17 protein-coding genes are annotated in these 19,275 nt (G+C 46.3%); 8 read left to right on the top strand and 9 right to left on the bottom strand.

What is annotated here, in order from left to right:
• Positions 1 to 3: 3 nt before the first annotated feature.
• Genes hisD through hisIE form a run of 7 tightly spaced genes read left to right on the top strand, consistent with a single transcriptional unit; the run spans position 4 to position 6,138 of the window.
• Complete coding sequence (hisD, locus tag OGV74_RS13675) at positions 4 to 1,308, top strand: histidinol dehydrogenase (RefSeq protein WP_061547721.1); 1,305 nt, start codon at positions 4 to 6, stop codon at positions 1,306 to 1,308.
• Positions 1,305 to 2,384, top strand: coding sequence for a histidinol-phosphate transaminase (gene hisC, locus OGV74_RS13680; protein WP_086504296.1), 1,080 nt, complete (start codon positions 1,305 to 1,307; stop codon positions 2,382 to 2,384). The genes hisD and hisC overlap by 4 nt, the downstream gene beginning before the upstream one ends.
• Positions 2,381 to 3,448, top strand: coding sequence for a bifunctional histidinol-phosphatase/imidazoleglycerol-phosphate dehydratase HisB (gene hisB / locus OGV74_RS13685; RefSeq protein WP_000080054.1), 1,068 nt, complete (start codon positions 2,381 to 2,383; stop codon positions 3,446 to 3,448). The genes hisC and hisB overlap by 4 nt, the downstream gene beginning before the upstream one ends.
• A complete protein-coding gene (gene hisH, locus OGV74_RS13690; protein WP_003030129.1) occupies positions 3,448 to 4,038 on the top strand; it encodes an imidazole glycerol phosphate synthase subunit HisH in 591 nt (196 codons plus the stop codon). The genes hisB and hisH overlap by 1 nt, the downstream gene beginning before the upstream one ends.
• Entirely contained in the window at positions 4,038 to 4,775 is a 738-nt protein-coding gene (gene hisA, locus OGV74_RS13695) for a 1-(5-phosphoribosyl)-5-[(5-phosphoribosylamino)methylideneamino]imidazole-4-carboxamide isomerase (RefSeq protein WP_086504297.1), read from the top strand. The genes hisH and hisA overlap by 1 nt, the downstream gene beginning before the upstream one ends.
• The gene (gene hisF, locus OGV74_RS13700) at positions 4,757 to 5,533 is read left to right on the top strand and encodes an imidazole glycerol phosphate synthase subunit HisF (RefSeq protein WP_086504298.1); all 777 of its coding nucleotides are present in this window, start codon (positions 4,757 to 4,759) and stop codon (positions 5,531 to 5,533) included. The genes hisA and hisF overlap by 19 nt, the downstream gene beginning before the upstream one ends.
• The gene (gene hisIE / locus OGV74_RS13705) at positions 5,527 to 6,138 is read left to right on the top strand and encodes a bifunctional phosphoribosyl-AMP cyclohydrolase/phosphoribosyl-ATP diphosphatase HisIE (protein WP_003030122.1); all 612 of its coding nucleotides are present in this window, start codon (positions 5,527 to 5,529) and stop codon (positions 6,136 to 6,138) included. The genes hisF and hisIE overlap by 7 nt, the downstream gene beginning before the upstream one ends.
• A gap of 55 nt (positions 6,139 to 6,193) precedes the next feature.
• On the opposite strand, the gene wzzB is transcribed toward hisIE, so the two are convergent.
• Positions 6,194 to 7,177: an LPS O-antigen chain length determinant protein WzzB gene (wzzB, locus tag OGV74_RS13710; protein ID WP_086504299.1), complete on the bottom strand. Its 984-nt coding sequence runs from the start codon at positions 7,175 to 7,177 to the stop codon at positions 6,194 to 6,196.
• A gap of 399 nt (positions 7,178 to 7,576) precedes the next feature.
• On the opposite strand from wzzB, the gene OGV74_RS13715 reads away from it, so the two are divergent.
• A complete protein-coding gene (locus OGV74_RS13715; RefSeq protein WP_086504300.1) occupies positions 7,577 to 8,581 on the top strand; it encodes an NAD-dependent epimerase in 1,005 nt (334 codons plus the stop codon).
• A gap of 57 nt (positions 8,582 to 8,638) precedes the next feature.
• Here OGV74_RS13715 and ugd read toward each other — a convergent pair whose 3' ends face one another.
• The 8 genes from ugd to OGV74_RS13755 form a co-directional block, all read right to left on the bottom strand.
• Positions 8,639 to 9,805 carry a UDP-glucose 6-dehydrogenase gene (gene ugd / locus OGV74_RS13720; protein ID WP_086504301.1) on the bottom strand — a complete coding sequence of 389 codons (1,167 nt, stop codon included), beginning with the start codon at positions 9,803 to 9,805 and terminating at the stop codon, positions 8,639 to 8,641.
• A 198-nt stretch (positions 9,806 to 10,003) separates the two neighbouring features.
• Entirely contained in the window at positions 10,004 to 11,410 is a 1,407-nt protein-coding gene (gnd, locus tag OGV74_RS13725) for an NADP-dependent phosphogluconate dehydrogenase (protein WP_286520958.1), read from the bottom strand.
• A 149-nt stretch (positions 11,411 to 11,559) separates the two neighbouring features.
• Positions 11,560 to 12,990, bottom strand: coding sequence for an undecaprenyl-phosphate galactose phosphotransferase (locus OGV74_RS13730; RefSeq protein WP_086504302.1), 1,431 nt, complete (start codon positions 12,988 to 12,990; stop codon positions 11,560 to 11,562).
• A gap of 95 nt (positions 12,991 to 13,085) precedes the next feature.
• Entirely contained in the window at positions 13,086 to 14,510 is a 1,425-nt protein-coding gene (locus OGV74_RS13735; RefSeq protein WP_071697554.1) for a phosphomannomutase, read from the bottom strand.
• Positions 14,494 to 15,936, bottom strand: coding sequence for a mannose-1-phosphate guanylyltransferase/mannose-6-phosphate isomerase (locus tag OGV74_RS13740; protein ID WP_071697553.1), 1,443 nt, complete (start codon positions 15,934 to 15,936; stop codon positions 14,494 to 14,496). The genes OGV74_RS13735 and OGV74_RS13740 overlap by 17 nt, the downstream gene beginning before the upstream one ends.
• A complete protein-coding gene (locus tag OGV74_RS13745; RefSeq protein ID WP_071697552.1) occupies positions 15,937 to 16,881 on the bottom strand; it encodes a glycosyltransferase family 2 protein in 945 nt (314 codons plus the stop codon).
• The gene (locus OGV74_RS13750) at positions 16,882 to 17,943 is read right to left on the bottom strand and encodes a glycosyltransferase family 4 protein (RefSeq protein WP_071697551.1); all 1,062 of its coding nucleotides are present in this window, start codon (positions 17,941 to 17,943) and stop codon (positions 16,882 to 16,884) included. It lies immediately after the preceding gene.
• On the bottom strand, positions 17,940 to 19,115 hold the full coding sequence (locus tag OGV74_RS13755; protein WP_071697550.1) for an O-antigen polymerase: 1,176 nt from the start codon (positions 19,113 to 19,115) through the stop codon (positions 17,940 to 17,942). Before OGV74_RS13755 ends, OGV74_RS13750 begins: the two co-directional genes overlap by 4 nt.
• Positions 19,116 to 19,275: the final 160 nt, after the last annotated feature.

A 19,275-nucleotide genomic window follows, 5' to 3' on the forward strand; every position in this document is an offset into this window, starting at 1 on the left:
GCCATGAGCTTCAATACCCTGATTGACTGGAATAGCTGTAGCCCCGAGCAGCAACGCGAACTGCTGATGCGCCCGGCTATTTCCGCCTCGGAAAGCATCAGCCGTACGGTGGCCGAGATCCTTGAGAACGTCAAAAATAACGGCGACCGGGCGCTGCGTGAATACAGCGCGAAGTTTGATAAAACCGAGGTCGGCGCGCTGCGCGTCACCGAGGAAGAAATCCAACAAGCCAGTAGTCGCCTGAGCGACGAACTGAAACAAGCTATGCAGGTGGCGGTGCGTAATATTGATACTTTCCACACCGCTCAGATCCTGCCGCCGGTGGATATCGAAACTCAGCCGGGTGTGCGCTGCCAGCAGGTTACCCGCCCTATCGCTTCCGTGGGCCTGTATATTCCTGGAGGTTCAGCGCCGCTGTTCTCTACCGTATTAATGCTGGCGACCCCGGCGCGCATCGCCGGCTGCAAAAAAGTGGTGCTGTGCTCACCACCGCCGATTGCCGATGAAATTCTCTACGCCGCGCAGCTGTGTGGTGTAAAAGAGGTGTTTAATGTGGGCGGCGCACAGGCCATTGCCGCGCTGGCGCTGGGCACCGAATCTATTCCTAAGGTCGATAAAATCTTCGGGCCGGGCAATGCGTATGTGACCGAAGCCAAACGCCAGGTCAGCCAGCGTCTTGACGGCGCGGCGATCGACATGCCTGCTGGCCCGTCCGAAGTGCTGGTTATCGCCGACAGCGGCGCGACGCCGGACTTTGTTGCCTCTGACCTGCTTTCTCAGGCAGAACACGGCCCCGACTCGCAGGTTATCCTACTGACGCCAGACGCTACGCTTGCCGAAGGCGTTGCCAAAGCCGTTGAACGCCAGCTCGCTGAGCTTTCCCGCGCCGACACCGCCCGCCAGGCGCTCGCCGCCAGCCGACTGATTATCGCCAAAGATCTTGAACAGTGCGTGGCCATTTCTAACGCCTACGGTCCAGAACACCTGATTATTCAGACTCGCAACGCACGTGAACTGGTTGATGAGATCACCAGCGCCGGTTCGGTGTTCCTCGGCGACTGGTCGCCGGAATCCGCAGGCGACTATGCTTCTGGCACCAACCACGTTCTTCCGACCTACGGCTATACCGCGACCTGCTCAAGCCTTGGGCTGGCTGACTTCCAGAAACGGATGACTGTACAGGAATTAACCCCGCAAGGTTTCTCTGGCCTGGCCTCAACCATTGAAGTACTGGCCGCTGCTGAACGACTGACTGCCCACCAAAATGCCGTTACCCTGCGCGTTAACGCCCTGAAGGAGCAAGCATGAGCACTGACAACTTTCTCAGCGTCACTGATTTAGCCCGTAAGAATGTTCGCGAATTAACGCCCTATCAGTCTGCCCGTCGTCTCGGCGGTAACGGCGATGTCTGGCTCAACGCGAATGAATATCCCACCGCCGTGGAGTTCCAGCTCAGTCAACAAACGCTGAACCGCTACCCGGAGTGTCAGCCGAAAGCGGTGATTGAGAATTACGCGCAGTATGCTGGCGTCAAACCGGAGCAGGTGCTGGTCAGCCGCGGCGCAGATGAAGGGATCGAGCTGCTGGTGCGCGCGTTTTGCGAACCCGGTAAAGATGCCATTCTCTACTGCCCGCCGACTTACGGCATGTACAGCGTCAGCGCCGAAACGATTGGCGTCGAATGTCGCACCGTTCCGACCCTTGATAACTGGCAGCTGGATTTGCAAGGCATCGCGGACAAGATTGATGGCGTGAAGGTGATCTACGTTTGCAGCCCTAATAACCCAACCGGCCAGTTGATTAACCCGCAGGATCTGCGTTCACTGCTCGAAATGACGCAGGGTAAAGCTATTGTGGTCGCTGATGAGGCCTATATTGAGTTTTGCCCGCAAGCCACGCTGGCAGGCTGGCTGTCAGAGTATCCGCATCTGGTGATATTACGCACGTTGTCAAAAGCGTTTGCTCTCGCCGGTTTACGCTGCGGGTTTACGCTGGCGAATGAAGAGGTTATCAATCTGCTGTTAAAGGTGATTGCCCCTTACCCACTCTCTACGCCGGTGGCAGATATCGCCACCCAGGCCCTGACGCCGCAAGGGATTTCCGCCATGCGTAAACGCGTAGAGCAGATCCTGGGAGAGAGTCAGTATCTGGTAGATAACCTGAAAACAATTCGCTGTGTAGAACAGGTTTTCGACTCTGAAACCAACTATGTTCTGGCGCGCTTCACCGCATCAAGTAGCGTATTTAAATCTTTGTGGGATCAGGGCATTATCTTACGAGATCAGAATAAACAACCTTCGTTAAGCGGCTGCCTGCGAATTACTGTCGGAACCCGTGAAGAGAGCCAGCGCGTCATTGACGCCTTACGTGCGGAGCAAGTATGAGCCAGAAGTATCTTTTTATTGACCGTGATGGAACCCTGATTTCCGAACCGCCAAGTGACTTTCAGGTCGATCGCTTTGACAAACTCGCCTTCGAGCCGGAAGTTGTTCCCGTTTTGCTGAAACTGCAAAAAGCAGGTTTTAAGCTGGTTATGATCACTAACCAGGATGGACTCGGAACACAGAGTTTCCCACAGGCTGATTTTGACGGTCCGCATAACCTGATGATGCAAATTTTCACCTCTCAGGGTGTGACATTTGATGAGGTACTGATTTGCCCGCACCTGCCAGCGGACGAGTGCGATTGCCGTAAGCCAAAAGTGAAGCTGGTTGAACAGTATCTGGTTGAACAGGCCATGGATATGGCGAACAGCTACGTCATTGGCGATCGGGCAACCGATATTCAGCTCGCTGAAAACATGGGCATTAGCGGATTGCGTTACCATCGCGACACCCTGAACTGGGCAATGATCGGCGAGCAGTTGACCAAACGTGACCGCTACGCACACGTTGAGCGTAATACTAAAGAAACGCAGATTGACGTCAAAGTCTGGCTGGACCGCGAAGGCCGCAGCAAAATTAATACCGGCGTTGGCTTCTTTGACCACATGCTGGATCAAATCGCCACCCACGGCGGTTTTCGCATGGAGATTGCCGTCAAGGGCGATCTGTATATAGACGATCACCACACCGTTGAAGATACCGGTCTGGCGCTGGGCGAAGCCTTAAAGCTGGCGTTAGGCGATAAACGCGGCATCAATCGTTTTGGTTTTGTACTGCCGATGGATGAGTGCCTGGCGCGTTGCGCGCTGGATATCTCCGGCCGCCCACACCTGGAATACCGCGCGGAGTTTACCTACCAGCGCGTTGGCGATCTGAGCACGGAGATGATCGAACACTTCTTCCGTTCACTCTCTTACACTATGGGCGTCACCCTACACCTGAAAACCAAAGGCAAAAATGACCACCACCGTGTGGAGAGCCTGTTTAAAGCCTTTGGTCGTACGCTGCGTCAGGCAATTCGTGTAGAAGGCGACACGCTGCCCTCCTCAAAAGGAGTGCTGTAATGAATGTGGTGATTCTGGACACCGGTTGCGCCAACCTGCATTCGGTAAAATCCGCCGTCGCTCGCCATGGATACGATCCTGTTGTCAGCCGCGACCCGGACGTAGTGCTGCGCGCCGATAAGCTGTTTCTGCCGGGCGTCGGTACCGCCCAGGCGGCGATGGACCAGTTGCACGAGCGTGAACTGATTGAGCTGATCAAAGCCTGTACGCAACCAGTGCTGGGGATCTGCTTAGGCATGCAACTGCTTGGTCGTCGCAGCGAAGAGAGTAACGGCGTATCACTGCTGGGTATTATTGAGCAGGATGTCCCGAAGATGACCGATTTCGGTCTGCCGCTGCCGCACATGGGCTGGAATCGGGTCTATCCGCAGGCGGGAAATCGTCTGTTCCAGGGCATTGAAGATGGTGCGTATTTCTACTTTGTACACAGCTATGCTATGCCGGTGAACCCGTGGACCATCGCCCAGTGTCATTACGGCGAGCCGTTTACCGCGGCAGTACAAAAGGACAATTTCTTTGGCGTGCAGTTCCACCCTGAACGTTCGGGCGCGGCTGGAGCGCAGTTGCTGAAAAACTTTCTGGAGATGTAATGATTATTCCGGCATTAGATTTAATCGACGGCACGGTGGTGCGTCTTCATCAGGGCGATTACGCCAGGCAACGTGATTACGGTAACGATCCTCTCCCCCGTTTGCAGGATTACGCAGCCCAGGGGGCCGAAGTACTGCACCTGGTTGATTTAACCGGCGCGAAAGACCCGGCGCAGCGCCAGATCCCGCTGATTAAAACGCTGGTCGCTGGCGTCAACGTTCCAGTGCAGGTTGGCGGCGGCGTGCGTACCGAAGCGGATGTTGAAGCGCTGCTTAACGCTGGCGTGGCGCGTGTAGTGGTGGGGTCGACGGCGGTAAAATCCCCCGAGGAAGTCAAGAGCTGGTTTGCTCGTTTTGGTGCCGACGCGCTGGTGCTGGCACTGGACGTTCGTATTGACGAGCGTGGGAACAAACAGGTAGCGGTTAGTGGCTGGCAGGAAGACTCCGGGGTTTCACTGGAAGAACTGGTTGAGACCTATTTACCCGTCGGCCTGAAGCACGTGCTGTGCACCGATATCTCCCGCGACGGCACGCTGGCAGGCTCAAACGTCGCGCTTTATGAAGAAGTGTGCGCCAAATATCCGCAGGTAGCGTTTCAGTCATCTGGTGGTATTGGTGGAATCGAGGACGTAGCGGCCCTGCGCGGGACCGGTGTTCGTGGTGTTATCGTCGGACGAGCCTTGCTAGAAGGTAAGTTCACCGTTGAGGAGGCCATACAATGCTGGCAAAACGCATAATTCCTTGTCTGGACGTTCGCGATGGGCAGGTGGTAAAAGGCGTTCAGTTCCGCAATCACGAGATTATTGGCGACATTGTCCCACTGGCAAAACGCTATGCCGATGAAGGCGCAGATGAACTGGTGTTCTACGATATCACCGCTTCCAGCGATGGCCGCGTAGTGGATAAAAGCTGGGTATCACGCGTGGCGGAAGTGATCGATATTCCGTTCTGTGTTGCCGGTGGCATTAAATCCATCGACGATGCGGCACGTATCCTCTCTTTCGGGGCGGACAAAATCTCCATCAACTCCCCGGCGCTGGCCGAACCGAAACTTATCACCCGTCTGGCGGATCGCTTTGGCGTGCAGTGCATCGTGGTGGGCATTGATACCTGGTATGACGCCGAAACCGGCAAATATCACGTTAATCAGTATACCGGGGATGAAAGCCGTACCCGCGTCACGCAGTGGGAAACACTGGACTGGGTGCAGGAAGTCCAAAAACGCGGCGCGGGCGAAATCGTCCTGAACATGATGAATCAGGACGGCGTACGTAACGGTTATGACCTGGAACAGTTGAAAAAAGTACGTGACGTTTGTCACGTCCCGCTGATTGCCTCCGGCGGCGCGGGCACCAGAGAACACTTTCTCGAAGCCTTCCGGGATGCCGACGTTGACGGCGCGCTTGCCGCCTCCGTCTTCCACAAGCAAATCATCAATATTGGCGAATTAAAAGCGTACCTGGCAACACAGGGCGTGGAGATCAGGATATGTTAACGAAGCAACAATGCCGTGAGCTGGACTGGGAAAAAACCGACGGGCTGATGCCAGTCATCGTGCAGCATGCGGTTTCTGGTGAAGTATTGATGCTGGGTTATATGAATCCGGAGGCGCTGGATAAAACGCTCGAAAGCGGCAAAGTGACCTTTTTCTCGCGGACTAAGCAGCGCCTGTGGACCAAAGGAGAGACCTCAGGTCACTTCCTGAATGTGGTGAGCATTGCGCCTGACTGCGACAACGACACCCTGCTCGTCCTGGTTAATCCGATTGGCCCGACCTGCCATAAAGGCACCTCAAGCTGCTTTGGCGACACCAGCCACCAGTGGCTGTTCCTGTATCAGCTTGAGCAACTGCTGGCCGAACGTAAAACTGCTGACCCAGCCAGTTCCTACACTGCGAAACTGTATGCCAGCGGCACCAAACGCATCGCACAGAAAGTGGGTGAAGAAGGCGTAGAAACCGCGCTGGCTGCGACGGTGAACGACCGCTTTGAGCTGACAAATGAAGCCTCTGATCTGATGTATCACCTGCTGGTGCTGCTGCAGGATCAGGACCTCGACCTGACGACAGTGATAGAGAATTTACGTAAGCGTCATCAGTAAGTTGCAGATATGAAAAAACCGGGCACTGCCCGGTTTTTTGTTGTCAGGTTCAGGCTTACTCTGCTTTTGCGTTGTAACCACGCAACGCATTTCGCCCCAGCACCACACCAGCCCCAATCATCCCACCGAGCAGAACCGCCAGCACCAGGGTAATCGCTTTTTTCGGACTGTCACGACGAACCGGCAACGTTGGTTTCATCACATAGCGATAGGCGTGTAACTCGGCCCCCTCAAGCTTAAGATTTTCGATATCCAACAGCTTTTGCTTAGTCTGAAAGTAGTTGTCAGATAATATCAACGGACGCGTAGATTCGTGCTCAATCATGGACTTCAGGGCATCGCTACCCAATAGTAGCATGCTGTCCTGCGTAACATCCTGAGTTTGCTGAATCTGCGGCTTAATCACCCCGGCTTGTTCTGCATAACGCAGCGCTTCCTGGATTTGCTTGATTCGCAGATCTTTTTGCTCCTGAGCGACCACTTCCTGAGTTTTCAGAGAATCTTGCAACGTAGTTGTTTGCAATTTGATGTTATCAACCAGGTCAAGTTCCAGCTCTTTGGCAACCTTTTCATCTGTTTGTTGAATGTATTCGGCGAGCTGACGCTGAGCGTCTTCAGGTGAGCCACCCACATAAGAAACCGCCAACGGTAATGGTTGACCTTTAACAGACTGTTCAATTGACAGTTTCTGTGGTTCTTCCTGATTATCAAGCGTTTCAGCCAATGCAGAGAAAGAGGTACTGAAACGACCAACCACGTTTGTCTGCAGTTCCGTAACCTTAGGGGCACTGACACCATACAACACGTTGAGTGCGTTGTTATACGTGGCAATCTGTCCGACATCCGGTTGAGTGATAATGGCTGTTGAAGTCCATTTCTCCTTAGCAACTGCCAGATAGCCCACAGCAAGCACTATGGCAATAACAATCGCGATAACGATTGTTACTTTCCCGCGCCACAACTGTACCAGTAAATCAATCAGATCAATCTGTTCCGGATCGTGACTGCGCCCGGACATGTTGTTATCACTTACAGACATAGAAACCCTAGATAAGGAAAGACTTAAACTCGGATTAGTTTAGCTATAAATTGAGGCAATGCCATAGGATTAATGATAAAAAAATCAAATTGTTTGAGGGATTTTGATTGGTATTTCAATCACTACTGAAAATCAATACGATTAAACAAAAGTGTAATTACTCGAAGAACACTTTCATGAGCAAAAAAACAGCAACAATCAGATTTCATGTCCGCCAATCGTTGCCCTTTACAATTCATTTTAATGAATCCATGTCATGAATATTTACCGTCTGACCAGTAAAAATGGTAAGCGTAAAAAATATAACAATTAGCTTTTTTACCATCTAACGGTATCATTCCACTTTTTAGTAGCGCCTGTTGGTACCTGGCTATTATTTAGCCAAAAAGAGGAATAAACATGAAATACCTGGTTACGGGTGCCGCTGGTTTCATCGGCTTCCACGTTAGCAAACGCCTCCTTGAGGCTGGCCATCAAGTAGTCGGTATTGATAATCTGAACGATTACTACGACGTCAGTCTTAAACAAGCTCGTCTGGAATTACTGGCACAGCCTGGTTTCCAGTTTCATAAAATTGATCTAGCCGACCGCGAAGGAATGACTGAACTCTTCGCATCCGGGCATTTTGAACGCGTCATTCATCTTGCCGCACAGGCTGGCGTACGTTATTCACTCGAAAATCCGCATGCCTATGCAGACTCAAATCTCACAGGATTTCTGAACATACTGGAAGGGTGTCGCCATAATAAAATTAAGCATTTACTCTATGCCTCATCCAGTTCAGTTTACGGTCTGAATCGCAAAATGCCTTTCTCTACGGATGATTCCGTCGATCATCCTGTGTCGCTGTATGCAGCAACCAAAAAAGCCAACGAGCTGATGGCTCATACTTATTCCCACCTGTACGGATTGCCCACAACCGGGTTGCGTTTTTTCACCGTGTACGGTCCATGGGGTCGACCGGATATGGCGCTGTTCAAGTTCACCAAAGCGATGCTGGAAGGGAAAAGTATTGACGTCTATAACTACGGCAAAATGAAGCGTGACTTTACCTATATCGATGATATCGCAGAAGCAATCATTCGCCTGCAGGATGTCATTCCACACGCAGACACACAATGGACCGTTGAAACAGGCACGCCAGCAGCCAGCATTGCGCCCTGGCGCGTCTACAATATCGGCAATAGTTCACCGGTTGAGCTAATGGACTATATCCAGGCTTTGGAAGATGCTCTGGGTATTGAAGCGAAGAAAAACATGCTACCACTACAGCCAGGTGATGTACTGGAAACCAGCGCAGACACTAAAGCACTGTATGAGGTAATTGGTTTTAAACCTGAAACCACGGTAAAAGATGGGGTGAAGAACTTTGTTGACTGGTACCGTAATTTCTACAAAGTTTAATTACTGACCTGATTAAAATAAAAGGCCTTTTATAAGGCCTTTTTTATGGAGACGAGATTAATCACTACCAAACAAATCGCGGGTATACACTTTATCGGCAACATCAGCTAATTCTGGCGTCATGCGGTTGGAAATAATGATATCTGCTTCATTTTTGAACGCATTAAGATCACGCACTACCCGAGAATGGAAAAACTCATCTTCCTCCATCACGGGTTCATAAATAATAACGGGCACACCCTTGGCTTTAATGCGCTTCATGATGCCCTGAATCGATGATGCCCGGAAATTATCGGAACCACTTTTCATGATCAAACGGTACACGCCGACCACCTTAGGCTTACGCGCAAGAATAGAATCTGCAATGAAGTCCTTACGCGTACGGTTCGCATCAACGATCGCGCCAATAATGTTATTCGGTACAGACGCGTAGTTAGCCAGCAACTGCTTAGTATCTTTCGGCAGACAGTAGCCACCATAGCCGAATGACGGATTGTTGTAGTGATTACCGATACGCGGATCCAGGCACACACCTTCAATAATCTGCCGTGAGTTCAAGCCAAGACTTTCTGCATAGCTATCCAGCTCGTTAAAGTAGGCCACACGTAACGCCAGATAAGTATTAGCGAACAACTTGATGGCTTCGGCTTCAGTCGAGTCGGTAAACAGCGTCGGAATGTCTTTTTTAACCGCACCTTCCTGCAGCAACGCCGCAAAACGCTCGGCTCGTTCGGAACGTTCACCAATAACGATACGGGACGGATGCAAATTATCGTACAACGCACGGCCTTCACGCAGGAACTCCGGCGAGAAGAAGATATTGTCGATGCCCAACTGTTCTTTAATCGAATTTGTAAAACCGACCGGGATGGTAGATTTGATGACCATCACCGCATTTGGGTTAATTGCCACCACGTCACGGATCACAGACTCGACGCTTGAGGTATTGAAGTAGTTAGTCTTAGGATCGTAATCAGTCGGTGTCGCGATAATAACGTAGTCCGCATCGCGGTAGGCATCATGCTTATCCGTCGTGGCACGGAAATTCAGCTGTTTTGTCGCCAGATATTCTTCGATCTCCTTGTCAACAATCGGTGATTTCTTCTGATTCAGCATCTCTACTTTCGCCGGAACGATATCCAGCGCGACCACTTCGTGGTGCTGGGCAATCAGAATACCGTTCGACAAACCTACATAACCTGTTCCTGAGATAGTTATCTTCATTCGCTGTGTAACTTCTTCCGGTTGAACATTTGAGGGTGAACACGCTGCCAACAACGTGGCGCATCGGCTCTGCATTGCGCCAGTATATCGTGATTTGCTACAACACCGGATATCGGACCTGACTGAATCCCATTTTTTGGCAATAAAAAAGCCCGGAGGAACGCTCCGGGCCTGCATTTACAGTTTGACTAAATCAGATTAATCCAGCCATTCGGTGTGGAACACACCTTCTTTATCGGTGCGTTTATACGTATGTGCACCGAAGTAGTCACGCTGGGCCTGGATCAGGTTAGCCGGCAGTACCGCAGAACGGTAGCTATCGTAGTAGGCTACTGCTGCAGAGAAGGTCGGTACCGGAATACCGTTCTGCACAGCGTAAGCCACTACATCACGCAGCGCTTGCTGATATTCATCAGCAATGTTTTTGAAGTACGGGGCCAGCAGCAGGTTCGCGATGCCTTTGTTTTCAGCATAGGCGTCGGTGATTTTCTGCAGGAACTGCGCACGAATGATGCAGCCCGCGCGGAAGATCTTCGCGATTTCGCCGTAGTTCAGATCCCAGTTGTATTCGTCAGATGCGGCACGCAGTTGAGAGAAGCCCTGAGCATAAGAGACGATTTTGCCCAAATACAGCGCGCGACGGACCTTCTCAACAAACTCTGCTTTATCACCAGCCAGTTTAGCCTGCGGGCCAGACAGCACTTTAGATGCCGCAACGCGCTGGTCTTTCAGAGAAGAGATGTAGCGAGCGAATACGGATTCGGTGATCAGCGACAGCGGTTCGCCCAGATCCAGAGAGCTCTGGCTGGTCCATTTACCGGTGCCTTTGTTCGCCGCTTCGTCCAGGATCACATCAACAAGGTATTTACCCTCTTCATCTTTCTTGGTGAAGATATCTTTGGTGATGTCGATCAGATAACTGCTCAACTCGCCTTCATTCCACTCGGTGAAAGTAGTTGCCAGCTCTTCGTTAGACAGGTTCAAACCGCCTTTCAGCAGAGAATAGGCTTCCGCAATCAACTGCATATCGCCATATTCGATCCCGTTGTGCACCATCTTCACATAGTGGCCTGCGCCATCAGCACCAATATAGGTCACGCACGGTTCGCCATCTTCAGCAACCGCAGCAACCTTAGTCAGGATCGGCGCAACAAGTTCGTAGGCTTCTTTCTGGCCACCAGGCATGATGGATGGGCCTTTAAGAGCGCCCTCTTCACCGCCGGAAACACCGGTACCGATGAAGTTGAAACCTTCCGCAGACAGTTCACGGTTACGACGGATTGTGTCCTGGAAGAAGGTGTTACCACCATCAATGATGATGTCGCCTTTATCCAAATACGGCTTCAGGGAATCAATGGCAGCATCGGTGCCAGCACCCGCTTTCACCATTAACAGGATACGACGTGGGGTTTCAAGAGACTCGACGAACTCTTTCACCGTGTAATAAGGAACCAGTTTCTTACCCGGGTTCTCGGCAACAACTTCTTCAGTTTTCTCGCGGGAGCGGTTGAAGATGGAGACGGTATAACCACGGCTTTCGATGTTGAGCGCCAGGTTGCGCCCCATCACTGCCATACCGACGACGCCGATCTGTTGCTTGGACATTACATACTCCTGTCAGGTGTGGTTGCCCACCGGGGCTGCCCCCGGGAGGCTTAAGTGACTAACATGTTAACTCAGAGACAAGGCAAGAAGGTAGCAATTGGTGTACTGGTGCTTCCTTTTGGGTAGTAAAAGGTCATGTTTATACGCACTCAGTACGCGCCATCTCGATGCAAAACGACCTTCACCGTCTTAAACAAAATGGCAATGTCATTCCAGAGAGTCCAGTTCTTAACATACCATGAGTCAAAATAAACGCGTGTTTCATAGTCAACATCATTTCGGCCACTAACTTGCCACAGCCCCGTCATGCCAGGTTTTGCCATTAAATAATAATCAACGTCATCACAATAACGTTCCAATTCATCTGAAATGATAGGCCGTGGCCCAACCAGACTCATCTCTCCTTTTAATACGTTGAACAACTGGGGCAACTCATCAAGGCTGGTTTTCCGAATAAAGCGTCCAACAGCAGTAATGCGTGGATCATTCTTTAATTTAAAATCTTTATCCCACTCAGCTCTCGCTTCCGGATCGTTATCCAAAAGTTCCCTTAACACTTCCTGAGAGTTCATCACCATTGAGCGAAACTTGTAGCATGGGAATAATTTTCCGTTTCGCCCAACACGCTGATGCCCATAAATAGCAGGACCGCCATCACGAGTAACTTTGTACCATAAATAAATCATGAGCGGTGATGCAATTAGCAGAATCAATAAGGAGCAAACAATGTCGAAAGTACGTTTAAGAAAACGAGAAGTCCGTTTTGCGAGATTATTTTGTATTCTTAGCAACATAACTTCATGACTAAAAATGAAGGACATATCGGTATTATACAAAGGTAACCCACGGAAAGAAGGAACCACAGTAACTGAGCGACAATGGTGCTTTGATAACTCACGGAGCCAGTATTGTGTTTTATCGAGTTCCGTATATTCATAAGCAAGAATGTAATGAACATCACCGGTGCGATTCAGACTCCAAATTTCTTCCACATCTTTTATTACAGGTAGTGAGCTAATCTCGCAATCAACAGAATCAGTATCAAAAAATGCGACAACGTCAAAACCCATCATCTCTTCACTCTGCAAGGCACTGTATGCACCGAGCGCATTTTGACCACTTCCGAGAATGACAGTTGTTTTTTTCCAAATACCCAATCTATTAAGTAAATGTTTTGTAAGCACACGGAACAAAGGCACTAATACCAGTGCAAATGACCAGCAGAATACCCAAATATAACGGGAGAATTGCCATTTCGTAAATGCAATTAACGCCAAGTCAAACACAGCAAAAATCACAATAGTGCGAAAAATCTCTTTCAATTCATACCAAAATGGTTTGCGGTAGGTATAATGACGTAAACGAACCCAAAACCACCCCACACATACTATAGAAAGTATGAAGTGGGAAATGAAACGCGTATCAAGTTGTTCTTGTGGGACAAACCGCTGTACCTCATCAAAAATCAGGTATACGCATCCCAAAGATAACCACAAAGCCACATTAAAAAAAACCAGATCCGATATAGCTAATAAGATCTTACATACCTGTGGATTATACTTATTATCAATATTATCCATTAACCCTCACCTCAAAATGGGTATTAACATGTCAGATAAACATTTACTTTTCTTAATTTTTTCAAAATATAAATCAAAAGGTAAAAGCTTTCCGATTAAGTATTACTGATACAAGTGAGAACTCTTTTCACAATAAACTGAGCAAACTCCAGAGAATTAGCTTCAGCATAACAACGTAACTCAGGTGCATTTCCTGATGGTCGTAAATGGACAATGCAACGACTACCAAGCATTATCCTAATCCCATCAGTTGTATCTACAGATGCAGCGATTTCACTTTGTAAACCAATAGCATTTAACAACGATTGCGGATTCTCGGTGCCCATTTCGATTAGCTTGCGGCTCTGTTCAAGACTGACATTCTGTAATCGATCAGAGTGGGTATATCGACAAGGTAGCTGTTCAACAAGACTACTAATATTCTTTTCTCTGCTACTGTAAAGAAGCATGATCGCGGGTAATACCGCATCACGAGTTGGTAAAGCCGATAATAACTGACTGTTGATGGTAACATCACTTCCTAACAGGAATCCGCCATTAGCTTCAAAGCCCGCGATACGTTCATAGCTCTGCGATAATTCAGGAAAGGCAGCGATCACATAGGGTGACCCAATCTTTGTAAGCTCCACATGCTTGAAGAAATTGCCGGAAGAAATGATGCTATTACAACTCACAGGGATAGCGACTGCATCAGCAGATAGTGCCAATGAGCATAATAAACCTAATACATCGCCTCGCAGCCAATTCCCTTTCTCATCCGAAATTAAAGGTCTGTCTCCATCACCATCGGTAGAAAAGATCGCATCTAGTTTGAATTGTTCAGCCCAGCGAATTGCTTTTTCCCTATCATCTTCACTTACTGCTTCGGTATCAATAGGTACAAAATTATCGCTTCTACCCAAGCTGATGACTTCAGCCCCAAGGGCTTCGAATAGAGGCTTATAAAGCTCACGCCCTGCACTAGAGTGTTCGTATATACCAATACGTTTATTCTCAAGGAAAGGTGTCGGAAACAAGGAAAGGTAGCGTGTGATGTAATTTTCTGCAGCAAACGTTGAAACTGGCAATTCCTTAAGAACAAGCTGTTTGCATGTAGCTTCAGCATTCAGAATTGCTAATTCATCATCTTTCGTAATCTCCCCATCGGGACGGTAAAATTTTAACCCATTCCGGTCAAACGGTATGTGACTACCCGTAACCATGATCGCGGGAATTCTGTCGGCCATAGCTTGCAGTGCTAAAGCCGGTGTAGGAATAACGCCATAAAAAATAGTACTTATTCCGTTATCATCCAATGCTGCAGCACAAGCCTGAGCCATTGCGTAGCTACTTGGTCGATTATCAATCGCCAATGCAACTGTTTCAAATGCGAAATGTTGGCGCATAACGGAAATAAACGAAGCAGTAAATGCAGCACAGACTTCAGGTGTAAAATCGGTAACAAGACCTCGAGCGCCACTGGTTCCAAAAGCGATACCTGAAGCACTAATTACATCATGACTATTACAAACTCGGCTCATCAGTGCCTTCCTCCGAAAATCCTGAACGCTGCTCAAGGCGGATAATGTCATCCTCGCCAAGATAAGAGCCAGACTGGATTTCAATTAATTCTAATGGAACTACCCCAGGGTTTTCTAACGCATGAATAGTTTTAAGTGGAATAAATGTTGACTCATTTTGTGAGACTAAAAAGGTCTGATCTCCCTTTGTAACGCGGGCGGTACCAGATACCACAATCCAGTGTTCGGCACGATGATGGTGCATTTGAGCAACAAATTTTTCTCCGGGCTTAACGGTAATGCGTTTAACTAAATAGTTATCACCGCTATCGATTACATTATATTTGCCCCACGGACGAAATACTTCCTGATGCTGTTTATACTCGTCTCTATTATTTTGTTTTAAATGGTCTACAATCTTTTTAACATCTTGTACATTATCTTTATTCGCGACGAGTACAGCATCTGCTGTTTGAACAATAACGAGATTATTTACTCCAACAGTGCTCACAAATGCGCTTTCCGAATAAATATAGTTATCTTCACTATTATGGGCAAAAACATCTCCATGCAAGACGTTTCTTTGCTGATCTTTTGCAGAAATATCCCATAGTGAAGACCATGACCCCACATCTGACCAGCCTGCATCCATCGGCACGACCACAGCATGCTGTGTATGCTCCATCACTGCGTAGTCAATGGAATCACTCGGGCATAGGATAAATGCCTCTTTATCAACACGGATGAAATCAAGATCAGGATTTACGCGCCCTACAGCTTTCTCGCAAGCGAGATAAATATCCGGAGATAAGTGTTTTAACTCATTTAGATAACTGCTCGCGCGAAACAAGAACATGCCGCTGTTCCAGTAATATCTTCCAGTGCCAAGGTAATGACATGCCGTATCAAAGTCTGGTTTCTCGACAAACTCTGCAACAGCATACGCATCATCCCCGATATTCTCACCACGTCGTATATATCCGTATCCCGTTTCTGCATGTGTCGGGACAATGCCGAAGGTTACAAGTTTACCCTGCTGAGCCAAGGGCTCAGCCTGCTTAATGGCTCGAATAAAAGCGGCCTCATCCCGAATAACGTGGTCAGCGGCAAGGATCAATAAAAGTGGATCATTGTCCTGCGGATTCTGTCGCGCACCAAATGCAGCAAGGGCTATCGCAGGTGCTGTATTACGGCCTACGGGTTCAAGAATAATATTATTAGCAAGTTTGTCGATAGCGCGAAGCTGCTCCGCAACAAGGAAGCGATGACGGTCATTACAAATAACAACCGGTGCCCCCGTTGAGAACGGTGCTAAACGCGCTATCGTATTTTGCAGCATTGATAACTTGCCCTCAACGCTAAGAAACTGCTTGGGATGATATTCACGAGAAAGTGGCCACAGGCGGCTGCCCGTACCGCCTGCCATTATTACGGGAAGAACAGACATTTATCTTATCTCTTTCGATTTAGAGCACTGAATATTATTCCAGTAACTCTTGTACATACTTAAAGCTCGGCAAAGAGGCAATGGAAAAGATTGCCAGCGCTTTCCGAGCTTATAACCTAACAGCTTTGCGAATGTGGTCAGCAGTGCTCTTGGGATCCAAAGTGGTGCCTCTTTGAATAAGTAGCGCATTTCGGATTTTACAAAACGAGCTCCTTCCCCTCCTGCACCACCAAAATCACGCTGAATCCAGGGATTACAAGAATGGAAAACCCCCGTGTCAAAATATCGCTTGAATTCTTCTCTAGGTCTGTAATTATGAGAATGTCTAACTGCAGATTCAGCGCAGTATCCAACCTTATAACCAGACTCAATCATTTTAGCAGCCATGAACATATCTTCAGCAAGAATAGTATGTTCAGGAAAACCGCCTAACTCTTCAAAGACAGACCGGCGATAGGCAGCAAATGAATTAGACATGAAGACTGTTTTAATACCAAGTTTGTGTACATCTATTTTACTTTTAATAATAGATTTAGAACTATAGTTAAAAATTCTTGCATGGACAGCAAGGGGGTTTGCATCAGTATGTGGAAGCTGCCTACCACATACTGCAGCAACTAATGGATCTTCAAAATGAGAAATTAGATTCTTAATCGAATCTATACTTGATAAAATCGCATCTTGTGTTAAAAAGATTATAATCTCTGAATCTAATACATTTTTCACTGCAAGATTTCTGGTACCACCATGATTAAAATCTCTTGAATGAATATGTAAAATTGTTGTATTGTCTAAATCTTCAGCTAACTGAACCGTACTATCTTTCGAGCCCGAATCAATGATAACAATATTATCTGGAAAGATCGTTTGTTGCTTGATTGCACTTAGAACCTCCCCCCATAGTACGCCTGCATTATATGTGGGTATAATTAACGCTATTTTCATTTAGTTTGATTCCGTCAACCAGTTTTCAACCATCTTTTTCATATTTTCAAAATCATATTTTATAACACAACTGTCAAATCTTGATAAATTATCCGGCAACCGAGAAATGCTTTCTAAAGCATTTTTCCAGCTTATTGCATCATGAGGATTCACATAAATTGCTGCATCGGCTAGTACTTCTCTGAACACAGGAATATCAGAGACTACGACAGGTGTATTTGATGCCATTGCCTCAATTGGAGGTATACCAAAACCTTCATCAATAGATGGATAAATAAGCGCATAAGCTTCAGAGTACAAAACCCTCAATTCGTCAAAGGAAATATCATGCACAAATTTAACTTTATTAGAAAGATTAAGTGAAACGACTAAATTTTCTAAATGGATTGCGTAAGCAGTGCGACCACACACGATGAATAACTCATGAGAATCAGACCAAAGATGATTATTGTCAATAAAAGTATGAATATTCTTATGTGGCCAACTTGCCCCTACAGCCAGATAATAATTTTCTTTATCTTTCTTTTGAAGAAAATCTGTTTTATTGATACAATTGTAAATCACAAAAATTTTATTTTTATCTACTTTATAAGTTTCTGCAATACTATTCTTAACGGTATTAGACACTGTCAAAATGTGCTGACAGCTTTTTACAGATAATTTCAACAAAACCCTGAAGTATAACTTTTGTATAAAACTATCCGGATGATAAAAAGGTCTTATGTCATGGATAGTTATTGTTTGATTTCTTAAAAGAGGTATCGAGTGATGAGTAGTACAAACTAATTTCACATTACCGAATTTAAATAAAACCCTCATTGCTAACCAATAACTATATGCAAACCAGAGCAATGGTCTCACTCTTGATGTTTTTGATGTATTACTGACTATATTTGGCACGGTGATAACATCAAAACCAAGATTACAAAAATAATCTGCATGAACTTTACTACAGATTATTGCATCAATTTTCGTTTTCTCTTTCAACGCAGCTAAGAATTTAATCGAATACTGCCACATACCAGTACCACTTTTACCCAAACGTGATAGATTAACTATCATTGAATAGATCTCCGTTTATACATTCGTGCTTGCAAAGCGATTATCAGAAGAATAATCAATAGGAAAAGTAAATTATTTGATAACATTTTTATTACAATAAACCACGGATCGCGATTGAATCTAAATAAGGAATCACACACAAAATAGATATAAAGGACTCTGGTGGTTATCTTAAAATTAGTAGCAGACGTAGATCTAAGCAATAAACTAGATACCATACCAAGGATAAAGTACCATATAAAATAGTAATATGAAAAATATATTATTGCACTAGCATAGCCAGAAAGACCTCCTAATGGGCTTAGTTCACCATAATTGTTAATGTACATTAACGATAATTTGTCATCGAATAAAAATGAAGGCAATGTAAAAATAGCAGAATCAGAAAATAGCATCTCTGGTGCAAATGGAACATGCCCGCCGTGGAGCCATCCTAGCATTCGAATAAAAGAAATCTGGTTAAATAAGGATTCATAAACTATTGGGCTTATAATCAGATCTAGGTTTATATTAGTTATAGAAACATTAGAACGATAAATAAAAATAGCTAAAAAAGATAAAAGTATAAAGAAGAAGAAAACAATCAAATATACAAAAAGTTTTATTTTGTTAATTCTTTTGTTAATAAAAATTATATAAAAAACAATCATTAATAGAATAATTAATGTAAAAATCCTCGTTCCATGAAGTAAATTTAGAGAAACAATAAGAAATGTCAAAAATGCAAATTTAGTATTCTTAGTAATCACACAAAACGCAAAAATGAGGACACCTAACTCTGATAACCCCATAGATACATTCCAGACACGGCTTTCCATAGCACCGGAATCAAAAGCATAAGCAGAGTAAACACCTTCAGGATATAGTAATATCTTTGAAATAACTAAAGCCAGAAGAGTCATTATAAAAACGACCTTAACTAGAAAGGGTAATTGCAGTGGTACCTGCCACTCTATTCTTTTACACGGAAATCTAAAGCCAAATAATGAAGAGGCGCTTAAATAAAAAAACAAAACAACAAAATAAAAAACGACCATGCTTGATAAAATAGAAGGATCACTATTAAAAATCTCCTCTACTCCACCTTGCGAGAAACCAAAAAAATGGACATAAGCTATTGGTAGCATATATGCCAGGTTGAAAACTAAAAACATAAACGTGTGCGGAAACATTTAGCACCCACTAGAAATGATTTGTGAATATTATCTATTCAATTTAGCTATTTACTTTTTTAACAATAAATAAAATAAATCTTTAAACTAGTATAATATTGAATCTTATTAATTTTACACTTCACTCGGAACACGATTTGAAATCATTATAAAATTGGGC

The sequence above is a fragment of the Citrobacter sp. Cf116 genome (assembly GCF_030336505.1).
Classification (GTDB): Bacteria; Pseudomonadota; Gammaproteobacteria; order Enterobacterales; family Enterobacteriaceae; genus Citrobacter; species Citrobacter freundii.